Annotated in this window: 11 protein-coding genes; 3 read left to right on the top strand and 8 right to left on the bottom strand. The window is 70.7% G+C overall.

What is annotated here, in order from left to right; translation table 11 throughout:
• Positions 1 to 83 precede the first annotated feature (83 nt).
• Positions 84 to 1,679 (top strand): acyl-CoA carboxylase subunit beta, encoded by a 1,596-nt coding sequence (locus AB0L21_RS10900; protein WP_365703055.1) that lies wholly within the window; start codon positions 84 to 86, stop codon positions 1,677 to 1,679.
• A gap of 35 nt (positions 1,680 to 1,714) precedes the next feature.
• Complete coding sequence (locus AB0L21_RS10895) at positions 1,715 to 1,906, top strand: acyl-CoA carboxylase subunit epsilon (RefSeq protein ID WP_030992729.1); 192 nt, start codon at positions 1,715 to 1,717, stop codon at positions 1,904 to 1,906.
• Between the two features lie 161 nt (positions 1,907 to 2,067).
• Here the strand turns inward: AB0L21_RS10895 and AB0L21_RS10890 are convergent, their stop codons facing one another.
• The 8 genes from AB0L21_RS10890 to AB0L21_RS10855 all read right to left on the bottom strand — a co-directional run bounded on the left by AB0L21_RS10890 (position 2,068) and on the right by AB0L21_RS10855 (position 12,720).
• The gene (locus AB0L21_RS10890; protein WP_093769009.1) at positions 2,068 to 2,649 is read right to left on the bottom strand and encodes an ATP/GTP-binding protein; all 582 of its coding nucleotides are present in this window, start codon (positions 2,647 to 2,649) and stop codon (positions 2,068 to 2,070) included.
• A complete protein-coding gene (locus tag AB0L21_RS10885; RefSeq protein ID WP_365703053.1) occupies positions 2,630 to 3,199 on the bottom strand; it encodes a DUF742 domain-containing protein in 570 nt (189 codons plus the stop codon). The genes AB0L21_RS10890 and AB0L21_RS10885 overlap by 20 nt, the downstream gene beginning before the upstream one ends.
• Before the next feature lie 94 nt (positions 3,200 to 3,293).
• Positions 3,294 to 3,707 carry a roadblock/LC7 domain-containing protein gene (locus AB0L21_RS10880; RefSeq protein WP_004983065.1) on the bottom strand — a complete coding sequence of 138 codons (414 nt, stop codon included), beginning with the start codon at positions 3,705 to 3,707 and terminating at the stop codon, positions 3,294 to 3,296.
• Between the two features lie 10 nt (positions 3,708 to 3,717).
• A complete protein-coding gene (locus AB0L21_RS10875) occupies positions 3,718 to 6,987 on the bottom strand; it encodes a nitrate- and nitrite sensing domain-containing protein (protein WP_365783425.1) in 3,270 nt (1,089 codons plus the stop codon).
• Between the two features lie 398 nt (positions 6,988 to 7,385).
• The gene (locus tag AB0L21_RS10870) at positions 7,386 to 7,961 is read right to left on the bottom strand and encodes an ATP/GTP-binding protein (RefSeq protein WP_365703049.1); all 576 of its coding nucleotides are present in this window, start codon (positions 7,959 to 7,961) and stop codon (positions 7,386 to 7,388) included.
• A complete protein-coding gene (locus tag AB0L21_RS10865; protein WP_009190816.1) occupies positions 7,942 to 8,340 on the bottom strand; it encodes a DUF742 domain-containing protein in 399 nt (132 codons plus the stop codon). Before AB0L21_RS10865 ends, AB0L21_RS10870 begins: the two co-directional genes overlap by 20 nt.
• A 111-nt stretch (positions 8,341 to 8,451) precedes the next feature.
• Positions 8,452 to 8,865, bottom strand: coding sequence for a roadblock/LC7 domain-containing protein (locus AB0L21_RS10860; protein WP_014675212.1), 414 nt, complete (start codon positions 8,863 to 8,865; stop codon positions 8,452 to 8,454).
• A gap of 9 nt (positions 8,866 to 8,874) precedes the next feature.
• On the bottom strand, positions 8,875 to 12,720 hold the full coding sequence (locus AB0L21_RS10855) for a nitrate- and nitrite sensing domain-containing protein (RefSeq protein ID WP_365783424.1): 3,846 nt from the start codon (positions 12,718 to 12,720) through the stop codon (positions 8,875 to 8,877).
• A 567-nt stretch (positions 12,721 to 13,287) separates the two neighbouring features.
• Between AB0L21_RS10855 and AB0L21_RS10850 the strand changes: the two genes are divergently transcribed.
• Positions 13,288 to 13,482: a hypothetical protein gene (locus tag AB0L21_RS10850; protein WP_365703045.1), complete on the top strand. Its 195-nt coding sequence runs from the start codon at positions 13,288 to 13,290 to the stop codon at positions 13,480 to 13,482.
• The last annotated feature ends 176 nt before the right edge of the window (positions 13,483 to 13,658 follow it).

Raw genomic sequence — 13,658 nt, 5'->3', positions numbered from 1 at the left:
GTTCACTGGCACCAGGAAAACGGGCCGGAGACTGTACAGAGTCGACGGCTCGCTTTTCTTCGGGTCCTTCGTAAGGTCACTACATGACCGTTTTGGAAGAGACGACGGGTGAGCCGACCGGCGAGCCGACGGACGCACGCGGACGGGTCGCCGAACTGCACGAGATCCGCGCCCAGGCCCTGGCGGGCCCGAGCGAGAAGGCGACCGAGGCGCAGCACGCCAAGGGCAAGCTGACGGCACGGGAGCGGATCGAGCTGCTCCTCGACCCCGGGTCCTTCCAGGAGGTCGAGCAGCTGCGCCGGCACCGGGCGACCGGCTTCGGCCTGGAGGCGAAGAAGCCGTACACCGACGGTGTCATCACCGGCTGGGGCACGGTGGAGGGCCGTACGGTCTTCGTCTACGCCCACGACTTCCGGATCTTCGGCGGCGCTCTCGGCGAGGCCCACGCCACCAAGATCCACAAGATCATGGACATGGCCATCGCGGCCGGTGCTCCGCTGGTGTCGCTCAACGACGGCGCCGGCGCCCGCATCCAGGAGGGCGTCTCCGCCCTCGCCGGCTACGGCGGCATCTTCCAGCGCAACACCAGGGCGAGCGGTGTCATCCCGCAGATCTCCGTGATGCTCGGCCCGTGCGCGGGCGGCGCCGCGTACTCCCCGGCGCTGACGGACTTCGTCTTCATGGTCCGCGACACGTCCCAGATGTTCATCACGGGCCCCGACGTGGTCAAGGCCGTCACCGGCGAGGAGATCACCCAGAACGGCCTGGGCGGCGCGGACGTCCACGCCGAGACGAGCGGCGTCTGCCACTTCGCGTACGACGACGAGGAGACGTGCATCGCCGAGGTGCGCTACCTCCTGTCGCTCCTCCCGCAGAACAACCGTGAGAACCCGCCGCGGGTCGACTCCACGGACCCGGCGGACCGCCGCGGCGACGTGCTGCTGGACCTGGTCCCGGCCGACGGCAACCGGCCCTACGACATGGCCAAGGTCATCGAGGAGATCGTCGACGACGGCGAGTACCTGGAGGTCCACGAGCGCTGGGCGCGCAACATCATCTGCGCCCTCGCCCGGCTGGACGGCCAGGTGGTCGGCATCATCGCGAACCAGCCGCAGGTCCTGGCGGGCGTGCTGGACATCGAGGCGAGTGAAAAAGCTGCGCGCTTTGTCCAGATGTGTGACGCTTTCAATATCCCGATCGTCACCTTCCTGGACGTCCCCGGGTTCCTCCCCGGTGTCGACCAGGAGCACGGCGGAATCATCCGCCACGGCGCGAAGCTGCTGTACGCCTACTGCAACGCGACCGTGCCGAGGATCTCGCTCATCCTGCGCAAGGCGTACGGAGGTGCCTACATCGTCATGGACTCCCAGTCGATCGGCGCCGACCTCACCTACGCGTGGCCGACGAACGAGATCGCCGTGATGGGTGCGGAGGGCGCGGCCAACGTCATCTTCCGCCGGCAGATCGCCGAGGCCGAGGACCCCGAGGCCATGCGGGCGCGGATGGTCAAGGAGTACAAGTCCGAGCTGATGCACCCCTACTACGCGGCCGAGCGGGGCCTGGTCGACGACGTCATCGACCCCGCCGAGACCCGCGAGGTGCTGATCAAGTCCCTGGCGATGCTGCACACCAAGCACGCCGACCTGCCCTCCCGCAAGCACGGCAACCCGCCGCAGTAACCCGGCGGACACCTCTCTCACGGAGACTGACACCCATGAGCACTCCTGACATCCGCGTCGAGAAGGGCCACGCCGAGCCCGAGGAAGTCGCCGCCATCACAGCGATCCTCCTGGCCCGCGCCGCCGCCCGCCCCGAGCCTTCGGCGACCCACCGGGCCCGCGCGAAGGCAGGCTGGCGCCGCCTGGAGCGCGAGCCCGGCTTCCGGGCGCCGCACAGCTGGCACTGAGGTTCGTAGCGCGTCCACCGCGGCCCCGCTTCTCCTTTCGGGAGGGCGGGGCCGCGGTGTGTTCAGCGGACGGTGACGGCGATGCCGGGCGTCTCCGCGTGCGGCTCCACGACAAAGGGGCCCTCTCCGGAAGGAAAGGACCCCTCGTCAAGCGGGACCGGCTAGCGCAGGCGTGCCATCAGGGCGTGTTCCACCAGTGTGATCAGCGCGCTCTTGGCGTCCGCGCGGTGGCGGGCGTCCGTCGTGATGATCGGGGTGTCCGGGCCGATCTGCAGCGCCTCGCGGACCTCGTCCGGGGAGTAGGGCTGCTGGCCGTCGAAGCCGTTGAGGGCGATGACGAAGGGCAGGCCCGAGTTCTCGAAGTAGTCGACCGCGGGGAAGCAGTCGGCGAGACGCCGGGTGTCGACGAGGACGATCGCGCCGATGGCGCCGCGGACCAGGTCGTCCCACATGAACCAGAAGCGGTCCTGGCCGGGGGTGCCGAACAGGTACAGGATCAGGTCCTGGTCCAGGGTGATGCGGCCGAAGTCCATGGCCACCGTGGTGGTGGTCTTGTCCCCGGTGTGGGTGAGGTCGTCGATGCCGGCCGAAGCGGACGTCATGACGGCCTCTGTGCGCAGCGGGTTGATCTCCGAGACGGCGCCGACGAACGTGGTCTTGCCCACGCCGAAGCCGCCCGCCACCACGATCTTCGCGGAGGTGGTGGAGCGGGAAGGACCGCCGCTAGAGCTTGCGAAGTCCACTGAGCACCCTTTCGAGCAGTGTCACGTCTGGCTGGCCACCGGCGTTCTCGTCGCCGCCGGGCTGATGGATGGCGACCAGGCCCGCCTCCGCCAAGTCGGCGACGAGGATCCTGGCCACGCCGAGAGGGATCGTGAGAAGGGCCGAGATCTCGGCCACTGACTTGATCTCCCGGCAGAGGTTGCAGATCCGCTGATGCTCGGGCAGCTGACCCTGCATCTGGTGCGGAGCGGCGGTGGTGTGCACCAGCGCCTCGATGGCGAGCTGGTAGCGCGGGCGGGTCCGGCCGCCGGTCATGGCGTACGGACGCACCAGGGGGTTGTTGGACGCCGAGGCCGGTGCCGGCTCGGGGCGGCGCTGCGGCTGGACCGGCTGGATGCGCGGCGCCGGGGGCTGGTCGTACGGCGACGGGCCCGGGCCCTGCGGGGCGTACGGCTGCCGGTGGCTGGGGGCGGAGGGGAAGTTGTACGGGTTCGCCGAACCGTCGCTCTGGCCCTGGGCAGGGCCGTACGACCAGTTGCCCGAAGACGAACCGCCTGGGGGTGTTGCCACTTTCTCCTCCTCCGACTGCGCCGGGCACCCGTCCCTGGGGAACCGCGTCCCGAAACCTTACGGCCCCGGGACGCGAATACGCACCGTCCGATTATTAGTTGAGAAGGCTTCCCTGGAGCTCCGCGCGGAGATCCGGGGTGAGGACCGTGCCCGCGCGGTCCACCAGAAGGGCCATCTCGTACCCGATGAGGCCGATGTCCGCCTCGGGGTGGGCCAGGACCGCGAGCGAGGAACCGTCGGAGATGGACATGATGAAGAGGAATCCCCGCTCCATCTCCACAACCGTCTGATTCACGCTGCCTCCCTCGAAGATCCGGGAGGCGCCTGCCGTCAGAGACGTCAGACCGGAGGCGACGGCCGCGAGCTGGTCGGCGCGGTCGCGGGGGAAGCCTTCGGACATCGCCAGAAGGAGTCCGTCGGCGGAGACCACCACCGTGTGGGACACCCCCGGGGTGTTGTCCACGAAGTTGGTGATCAACCAGTTCAGGTTCTGTGCCGCCTGGCTCATCGGGCTCACACTAACGCTCCTGGTTGTAGGTGCTGTCAGGACCGAAGCCCTGGCCGTTCGTTTCACTGCCTGCGCTGCGTCCGCGCTGGACGCCCCGGCGCAGGTTGCTCAGCCTGCCCCGGACGTCCTCCGGGGCGCGGGAGACCTGTGGGCCTCCCTGGGGGGTGGTCTCGGCGGAACCCTCGACCAGATTGGCCTTGGGCACCCGCCGCGGCAGGCCCGAGGCGGTGACCCCGCCTGCCTTGGGCTTCCGGAGCTGCGCGGCCTGCTGCCACCGCTCGTCGTTCGCCGAACGCCAGCCGCTCTGGCCGCCCGTCCCCGGAGCGTTCCCCGGTGCGGGAGCCGGCGCTTCCTGCTGCACGCGGGCCGTGCCGTTCGCGGAGCCTGCGCCGTGGGAGCCGCTCGCGGGGGAGCCGCTCGCGGGTGACCCGCGGCGGGGCAGCCCGGCGTCGGTCAGCTCGTGTGCGGCGGGAGATGCCGTTCCCGGACGGTCGAAGCCTACGCGGTTCCGCTCACTCGCGTCAGCGGCCTGCGAGGATTCCGTTTCCGGAGCGTACTGGGCCGGATAGCCGTTCTGGTAGCCGTCCTGCTGGGGCCAGTCGTCCTGGTAGGCCGGCGTCTGGGCAGGCTCCGCATACGTGGACGCGGGCTCCGGGTAGCCGCCGTTCGCGGAGAAACCGTCGTGCTGCGGCACTTCGCCGTTCGGGGCGTAGTACTGCTCGTCGTAGCGCTGCTCGTACGACGCGTGCTGCGGCTGCTCCTCGTACGTCTGCTGCCGCTGCTCCTCGTACGCCGGTGCCTCGTAGGACTGCTGAGGCTGCTCGTCGTACGACTGCTGAGGCTGCTCCTGGTACGCCTGGTGCTGCCCGGTGAACGGGTCCGTGTACCCGGTGGGGGCCTCGGCGGCCTCCTGCCGCGGCTCGCCGGGCTGCTGCCCGTGGTTCTGGGTCTCCAGGGCCGCGCGGCGCTCCTCGCGCATCAGGGAGCGGCCCACCGGGTCCAGGTCGCGGATGTCGTCGGGGACCTCCGGGTACCGGCTGTCGTCGAAGCCCAGTTCCGCCGCGGTGCGCAGCGGCGGCTGCTGCTGGCCGAAGCTCTCACCCTGGAACTGCTGCTCCGGGATGATCTGCGAGACGGTGAACTCCTCGCGGTCCAGCGGGGCCTCGCCGCCACCGCCGTGCGTGATCGCGTCCGGCAGCATGACCAGGGACGTCGTGCCGGCCTGCTCGCCCGAGGGGCGCAGCTGGACCCGGATGCCGTGCCGGTCGGACAGCCGGCCGACCACGAACAGGCCCATGCGCTGCGAGATCGCGGCGTCCACGGTCGGCGGGTTGGCCAGCTTGTGGTTGATGTCCGCGAAGTCCTCGGCGGTCAGACCGATGCCCTTGTCGTGGATCTCGATCATCACGCGGCCGTCGGGGAGACGGGTCGCCGTGACGCGGACCTTGGTCTGCGGGGAGGAGAACGTGGTGGCGTTCTCCAGCAGCTCGGCCAGCAGGTGCACGAGGTCGGTGACCGCGCGGCCGTGGATCTCCGCCTCCGGCACGCCCGACAGCTCGATGCGCTCGTACTGCTCCACCTCGGAGGAGGCGGCGCGCAGCACGTCGATGAGCGGCACGGGCTGGTCCCAGCGGCGGCCGGGCTCCTCGCCGGCGAGGACCAGGAGGTTCTCGCCGTTGCGGCGCATACGGGTGGCCAGGTGGTCCAGCTTGAAGAGGTTCTCCAGCTGGTCCGGGTCGGCCTCGTTGTTCTCCAGGTCGGTGATCAGCGTGAGCTGGCCCTCGATCAGCGACTGGTTGCGGCGCGAGAGGTTGGTGAAGATCGCGTTGATGTTGCCCCGCAGCAGGGCCTGCTCGGAGGCGAGCCGGACCGCCTCGCGGTGGACCTGGTCGAAGGCGCGGGCGACCTCGCCGATCTCGTCCTTGGTGGTGATCGGGATCGGCGCGACCCGGGTGTCGACCCGGCCGGGGTCGGTGCGGGACAACTGGTCGACCAGCATCGGCAGCCGCTGCTCGGCGATGCCGAAGGCGGCGTTGCGCAGCTGACGCATCGAGCGGCTCATCTGGCGGGCCACCAGACCGGCCAGGAGGAACGCGGCCAGCAGGGCGACGACGACCACGGCGCCGGTGATGAACGCCGAGGTCTTGGCGTCGCCGGCGATGGCCGAGGCCTCGTTCACCGCCTTGTCGGCCATGTCCGACTCGATCTGGCGGTACGCCTTGTACTTCAGCGTGTTGACCGCCCACCAGTTGTCGGCGGTGACGCCGCCCGCGGCCAGCTGGTCACGGGTGACGGTGCTGGTGTCCTTCATGGTGGCGACCGCGGTGACCATCCGGGTCGGGTCGGAGGGCGGGGCGACGTAGTTCGGGTTGCTCGCCTTGGCCTTCTGGACCATGCCGGCGGCGTCCGTCTTGATCTTCTGTTCCGCGTCGCTCAGCTTCTGCGCGTCGGCCTCGGTGCCACCGCCGAGGTACTCCTCCCGGGCGATGCGCTCCAGGTAGGCGTACGAGGACAGGGAGACCCGCTGGGTCGCCAGGTTCGGGGCGTCCGGGCCGGGCTTGACCAGCAGGTGGGTGCCGATCGACCGCTCCAGCGACAGCGCCGCCTTGGTCAGCGAGATGGCGTAGACGGTACGGCCGTAGGAGGTGATGTTTCCGGTGCCCAGACCGAGTTCGTTGGCGAACTCCATCAGGGGGTGGCTGACCTCGACGTAGCCCTCTTCGGTCTGCACGCCGGTCGTCCTGGAGGTGTACGCGACCTGCCGCAGCTGCGCCAGTTTGGGCTCGGCCTCGCGGAACAGCTTCAGCCGGCGCTGCAGGCCCGACGTGGCGGGCATGCTCTTCGTCGCCTCGTCGAAGACGTCGGCGGCCTGGTCCGTGGCCTTGCGGGCGTTGTCGACGAGCGCCTTGCTGTCGGCGTCCTTCTTGTTCAGCAGCAGCGGTGTCGCGGTGACGTCGCGCTCGCTCTCCAGAGCGTCGGCGTAGGTGAGGGCGGCGCGCACGAGACGGGCGGTGTTCTCGGCGTCGCGGGCCTGCTGCCAGGTGTCGATCGAGCTCTTCACCTGGAAGCCGCCCATGACGAGGCCGACGGCCACGGGTATGAGCAGGATCGCGTTCAGCCGGGTCGGCACCCGCCAGTTCCGCGGGGAGAGACGGCCGCCGCTGGGCGCGGGAGTGGCCGCCGGTTCCGCAGCGGGAACGGGGGTGGGCGCCGCAGCGCGCGGCGGCGGGGTGAAGTTGCCCCGCGCCGACGGCTCGGGACCGTTCTTGCTTCGCCTCACTCGACCAACAACCTCTCGGCGGTCGGCACCTACGTCGTGCCGCAGTCTCTCAGAGCCCGGTTCGCCATCGACCACCAGTACGTACTCGGTACGGACTCAGTACGTCTTTGACCATTGGGCAGTTCAGGCATTCCAGCACGTGGACCAGTGCACTTCCAAACAGTGGAAACCTGGTGATGGAGCGGTTGTAAGCGCTAGATAAAACGGTCATAAAGAGCGAGCCCCGCCAAAAGGCGGGGCGTTTGTGCGCACAGCGGCACCACACGACCGCGTCGCGTGGTGATGCCGGGCGATTCCTCTGCCGAACTGTTATGAACACCGGAGCCGACCGTGTCAAAGGCCACAGTCGGCTCCGAACCCTTTACGGCAACTGCCTTACGGCCCGTCGTACTTGAGTGCTACTTCAGCCGTGCCATCAGGGCGTGTTCCACCAGTGTGATCAGCGCGCTCTTGGCGTCCGCGCGGTGGCGGGCGTCCGTCGTGATGATCGGGGTGTCCGGGCCGATCTGCAGCGCCTCGCGGACCTCGTCCGGGGAGTAGGGCTGCTGGCCGTCGAAGCCGTTGAGGGCGATGACGAAGGGCAGGCCCGAGTTCTCGAAGTAGTCGACCGCGGGGAAGCAGTCGGCCAGGCGCCGGGTGTCCACCAGGACGACGGCGCCGATGGCGCCGCGGACCAGGTCGTCCCACATGAACCAGAAGCGGTCCTGCCCGGGGGTGCCGAACAGGTACAGGATCAGGTCCTGGTCCAGGGTGATGCGGCCGAAGTCCATGGCCACCGTGGTGGTGGTCTTGTCCCCGGTGTGGGTGAGGTCGTCGATGCCGGCCGAAGCGGACGTCATGACGGCCTCTGTGCGCAGCGGGTTGATCTCCGAGACGGCGCCGACGAACGTGGTCTTGCCCACGCCGAAGCCGCCCGCCACCACGATCTTCGCGGAGGTGGTGGCCCGGCCCCCGTCAGAGCTTGCGAAGTCCACTGAGCACCCTTTCGAGCAGCGTCACGTCCGGAGCGCCGCCGTTGTTCTCGTCCCCACCCGGCTGGTGGATGGCGACCAGGCCGGCCTCAGCGAGGTCGGCCACCAGGATCCGGGCCACACCGAGCGGCATGGCCAGCAGCGCGGAGACCTCCGCGACCGACTTGACCTCGCGGCACAGATGGCAGATGCGCTGGTGCTCCGGGAGCAGCCCCATGAGCGCTGCCGGGTCGGCCGTGGTGCTGATCAGCGCCTCGATGGCGAGCTGGTAGCGAGGCCTGGTCCGGCCGCCGGTCATGGCGTACGGCCTCACCAGCGGCTGGTCGCCCTCGTCCCCGTACGGCTCCGCGTACGGATCATGATGGGCGGTGGGCGGGGTCATGAATCCTCCGGGCGGGACAGCAAGTCGGTCAGTCAAGCCGTCTGACGGGGCCGGTGGGGGGATTGTGGCGGCCGGACGGTGTTTTCGTGAGGTGGGTGGTGCCGGGGGCGGTCAGTGAAGCAGACTTCCCTGGAGTTCGGCGCGCAGGTCCGGGGTGAGTACCGCCCCTGCGCGGTCGACGAGCAGTGCCATCTCGTAGCCGACGAGACCGATGTCCGCCTCGGGATGGGCCAGGACCGCGAGGGACGACCCGTCCGAGATGGACATCAGGAAAAGGAACCCGCGCTCCATCTCGACGACCGTCTGCGCCACGGTGCCGCCCTCGAAGATCCGGGACGCCCCGGCCGTCAGCGAGGTCAGACCGGACGCGACGGCCGCCAGCTGGTCGGCGCGGTCCCGCGGGAAGCCTTCGGACATCGCCAGCAGAAGGCCGTCGGCGGAGACCACCACCGTGTGGGACACCCCAGGGGTGTTGTCCACGAAGTTGGTGATCAACCAGTTCAGGTTCTGTGCCGCCTGGCTCATCGGACTCAACTAACGCTCCTGCTGGTGAGTGGGGCTCGGGAAGCTGCCGGTCTGGCCGCTGCCGGCCTGACGGCCCTGAGCGATGCCCCGACGGAGATTGGTCAGCCGTCCGCGCACGTCGTCAGGCGCGCGCGAGACCTGCGGACCGCTTTGGTGCTGTTGCTGCTGTGCCGTGCCCGGTACGAGGTTCGCCCGGGGCACGCGACGCGGCAGGCCGGAGGTGGTGACCCCGCCGGCCGCGGGCTGCCGGACGCGCTCGGCCTGCCGGACGAGTTCGTCGTTCGGCGAGGTACGCCAGGAGCCGTTGCCGTTGTTGGCGGCGGGCGCGGGACGCTGCGGAGCGGGCGCCTGCGGCTGCCGCTGCGCGGGCGCGTTCTCCTCCTGCTGCTGACCGCCGTGGAACCAGTTGGTCTCCAGCGTGTCGTACAGCGGGGTACGGCCGTCACCCGGGCCGCTGGCCGGCGGCAGGGCCCATCCGTCACCCGGCGCCTGCGCGGCGCCCCGGTTGTCGGGCTCCTGGCGGACCGGACGCTGCTGCGGGGCCGGCGGACGGGGGGCGCCGAAGTCGGCACGGGGCGGCTGCGGGCGCTCGAACTGGCCGGTGTGACCGGGGTTCTGGCGGCCGGGCAGAGCGTGCTGCCCGGTGGAGCTGCCGTCGTAGCCGCCGTCGTACGCCTGCGGGGCCGGGTACTGGCCCGTGTGCTGAGCGCCGTTGTCCCGCCGTCCGGGCGCCGGCGTGCCGAACACGTCGGAGCGGACGAACGAGTCGGTGCCCTGCTGGTCGCCGCCGTCGAAACGGCCCTGCTGGCGGCCGTCGTCGGGGAGCCCGAACCGACCCGTGTCCTGGGGGTTGTCGGGGCGCGTGAACTGGCCGGTCTGCTGGAGGTGGTCGGGGCGCGGGAACTGGCCCGTGTTCTGGGCGCTGTCCGGGCGCGCGAACTGGCCGCTCTGCTGGGCGTGGTCCGGGTGGGCGAACTGGCCCGTGTGCGAACCGCCGTTCAGCTCGGCGCGCGGGAACTCGCCCGTCGCGCCCGGCCCCTGGGCGTCGATCCGCGGCATCTCCGCGGTCGAGCCCGGGCCCTGCCGGTCGTCCACGCGCGGCATGTGCGCGGTCCGCGCCGGGTCCTGCTCGTCATGGCCGCGCGGGGTGTCCAGCGAGGCACGCGACAGCGGGGCCTGGGCGTCGCTCCAGTCCGGCGTGCGGGACTGCGGGTCACCGCCGGGCAGTTCGGCCCGCGGGCCGCCGCGCGGCGGCAGCTGGGGCTGACGGCCCTGGTCGGAGGGACCACCGGACCGCTTCCGGCCGCGACCGCCGAAGGCGTCCTGCTGCTGCCCGCCCGGGTTCGCGGCCTGCAGGCCCTGCGGGGCGCCCGGCGTCTGACCGCCGAAGCCGCCCGCACCGGCACCGGCCGGCGCCGGCCTGCCGCCCTGAGGACCGCGCGCTCCGCCCGGCGCACCGGGACGGCCGCCCTGGCCCGCGCCGGGCAGCGCGGCCCGGGGACCCTGGGCGGAGCCGACCTGGCCACGCGAGCCCGGACCGGCACCGAGCAGACCGCCACCGCCCGGGGCGCCGCCGTTGCCGGCGGTCTGCCGCCGGGCCGCCGCCGCACCGGCGGCGGCCTGCGCGGCGGCGGGACCACCGGTCGACACGGGGGCACCGGGCTTGCCCGGAGCGGGCTTCTTGCCGCCCTGGGCGACGTCCACGGGCAGCATGACCAGCGCGGTCGTACCACCGGAGTCGGACGGGCGCAGCTGGATGCGGATGCCGTGCCGCTGGGACAGCCGGCCGACCACGAACAGACCCATGCGGCGGGAGACGGAGACGTCGACGGTGGGCGGCGAGGCGAGCCGCTCGTTGATCGCCGCCAGGTCCTCGGGGGACAGGCCGATACCGGTGTCGTGGATCTCGATCAGGACGCGGCCGTCGGGCAGCGCGTGACCGGTGACCTTGACCTTGGTCTGCGGCGAGGAGAACGAGGTCGCGTTCTCCAGCAGCTCGGCGAGCAGGTGCACGAGGTCGTTGACGACCCGGCCGGCCACCTCGGTGGTGGGTACGGCGGCCAGCTCGATGCGCTCGTACTGCTCCACCTCGGACGCGGCGGCGCGGAGCACGTCGACCAGCGGGACCGGGCGGGTCCAGCGACGGCCGGGCTCCTCACCCGCGAGGACGAGGAGGTTCTCACCGTTACGGCGCATACGCGTCGCGAGGTGGTCGAGCTTGAACAGCGAGGACAGCTGGTCCGGGTCGGCCTCGCGGGACTCCAGTTCGGAGATGAGGGACAGCTGGCGCTGGATCAGACCCTGGGAGCGGCGCGAGAGGTTGGTGAACATCGCGTTGACGTTGCCCCGCAGCAGCGCCTGCTCGGCGGCGAGGCGGACCGCCTCGCGGTGCACGTCGTCGAAGGCCGCGGCCACCTGGCCGATCTCGTCCCGGGAGTGCACACCGACCGACTCCACGGAGGTGTCGACGTCCTGCGGGTCCGACTCCGACAGCTGCTTGACCAGCTCGGGCAGGCGGTCCTGGGCGACCCTGGTCGCGGTCTCCTGGAGCCGGCGCAGCGAGCGGATCATGGACCGGGCGACGACGAACGCGCCGACGAGCGAGACGCCGAGCACGAGCAGGATCAGCGCACCGGAGATGATCGCGTCCCGCTGGGTGGCGCTCTTCAGCTCGCGCGCCTTCTGCTCCATCTCCTCCAGGAGCGTGCGCTCGATCTTCTTCATCTGCTCGATCTTGGTCGAGCTGTCGTCCACCCAGTCCTTGTAGGACCGCGCCGGCAGCTGCTGCAGGCCGTCCGGGGACTCGAAGGAGCGCTTGGCGTAGGTGTCGGCGGACTCGATCGTCGGGTTGCCCTCGTCGATCGGCTTGAGCAGTTCCTCGGCGTTCTGGCTGGCGTAGATCTTCCGGAAGATCGCCAGCTCGGAGCCCTCGCTCTCGTACGCCGACTGGCCGTAGAGGCGGTCGTTCTCGGAGAGGTCGCCCTTGGTGCTGGTGGTCGCGGGCAGCGCGGCGGCGATCATCGCGCGCTGCACGGAGGCGTACTCCTTGGCGGTGGAGAAGGCCGCCAGGGCACGGGTGCGGGAGATCATCTCCGGGTTGCTGGACGCCTCGGCCATGTCCTGGGAGAGGCCGATCAGCTGGGTGATGAGCCGGTGGTAGGACTCGACCGTCTGGGTCGCGTTGTCCTTGGACACGTAGGCCGACTTGCGGATCCTGGCCAGGTCGTCCAGCTGGTTGGCGAGGCCGACCAGCGCGTCGCGGACGCCCTGCAGATTGCCGTCCTTGCTGGCCGCGTCGATCTGCTCGGAGGCGTCGAGGAAGTTCTCGCGGGCCCGGTCGGTCTTCTGCTGGTAGGCCTTGATCTGGTAGTCGTTCGCCTTCAGGCCGCCGTGCGCCAGCGGGCCGGCGGACTGGTCGCGCTCCTCCTGGAGCGCGTGGGCCAGTTCGGTGGCCTGCTTGGTCATCTCCGTCAGCAGCTTCATGTTGTCGAGCTGCTGGATGTCCTCGACGGACTGGTCGATACGGAGCGCGCCCAGCGAGGTGGCCGCGACCACCGGCAGCGCGAGCAGCGACACCAGGCGGGTGGAGATGCGCCAGTTGCGCAGGGCGAGCCGCGAACCGGTGCCGGTCGGGCCCTGCGCCGGCTTCACCGTGGGCGCCGAGTCGCCCGAGGGCGTCGTGGTCGCGGAGGCCGACGGGGCCGAGGCGCCCGGACGCCCGCCGCGCTCACCGCCGTCCGCGGCCTGGCCGGGGCCCGGGTTCTGGGCGTGCTGGGGCGAGGAACCGCGGTCGGTCCCGCCGTGCGGCTCCGGCTCCGCCGAAGCGCTGCCATCCCTCTTGAAACGTCCCTGCACTAGCGTCGCAACCTCTGGACCAGGCGCCCCTCCGCGTGAACGGAGGGACACGGTGTCGGCGTTGTGGAGAGCGCCCTGAATACGCCCCCCGGTGGTCTTGAGTGACCGGCGCTGGTTCCCCCCTGTCTCGCCGCCGCTCGGCGCTGTGCGCGCCCCCTGCGCCGGTTCGATCCCGCGGCGGTCCGTGGAATTCCAGCACAGTGCAGGATCTCCAACAAGGGCAGTGAGCCGAGCTGTGACCTCCGTGACGGGCAGTGAGTGCCGGGTTACCAGCCGTGGAACCGGATCCTGGGCATAACGGACGTACCCCTGCGAGTCGCCGGGTGGCGCCCTGTGTCCCAGTCGCCATGATCAGGAGCGGAATGGTGGCTTCAGTGGGTCAATGTCCGTTTCGCTGGCGCGTGTTGTCAGCCGGAATTGACCGGTTTGCCCGCGAGTTCGTGAGCAAACTCACACGCGACTCATGGGCAGTTGGCGCCTTCGTCGGGGAATCGGATGTTTAGCCTGACGCTTTACAAGACGGACGACTCTGCCAACCACTCGACCAGAGGGCACAGGACGACAACGGTGAAGACGACGATGATGTTCCGCAAGATCGCCAACCCGCGGCGCACGACCCTGGCGCACCTCAAGGACGCCGGCGAGCTGCAGACGCCCGAGCTGCCGGAGCACTCCGTCGAACTGCCCGCCCAGACGGCCAACCCCAGGCGCACCGTCCTGGTGGAGGTCCCGGCCGGCGCGGGCGCCCCGGCCGGCGAGTAGCCGACGGCTCCGCCGGGCGCGGCCGGAAGGACCACGACGGTCCCTTCCGGCCGCGTTCGCTTTTTTCCGGGCCCCCGGCGGCCGCCTCACCGGCCTGTGCCCGAGCGCGACCCGGTGACCCGCCTCTGACCTGCGGCGATGCCCCCGGAAGCGAACAACTTCGCATAGCTCCGATA

This window comes from Streptomyces sp. NPDC052721 (genome assembly GCF_040678315.1).
GTDB lineage: Bacteria > Actinomycetota > Actinomycetes > Streptomycetales > Streptomycetaceae > Streptomyces.
This window is presented reverse-complemented; position numbering and strand designations above follow the sequence as displayed.

Coding starts and splice junctions, on each gene's coding strand:
- AB0L21_RS10900 (WP_365703055.1), top strand. CDS start 84: ATGACCGTTTTGGAAGAGACGACGGGTGAGCCGACCGGCGAGCCGACG.
- AB0L21_RS10895 (WP_030992729.1), top strand. CDS start 1,715: ATGAGCACTCCTGACATCCGCGTCGAGAAGGGCCACGCCGAGCCCGAG.
- AB0L21_RS10880 (WP_004983065.1), bottom strand. CDS start 3,707: ATGAGCCAGGCGGCACAGAACCTGAACTGGTTGATCACCAACTTCGTG.
- AB0L21_RS10865 (WP_009190816.1), bottom strand. CDS start 8,340: ATGACCCCGCCCACCGCCCATCATGATCCGTACGCGGAGCCGTACGGG.
- AB0L21_RS10860 (WP_014675212.1), bottom strand. CDS start 8,865: ATGAGCCAGGCGGCACAGAACCTGAACTGGTTGATCACCAACTTCGTG.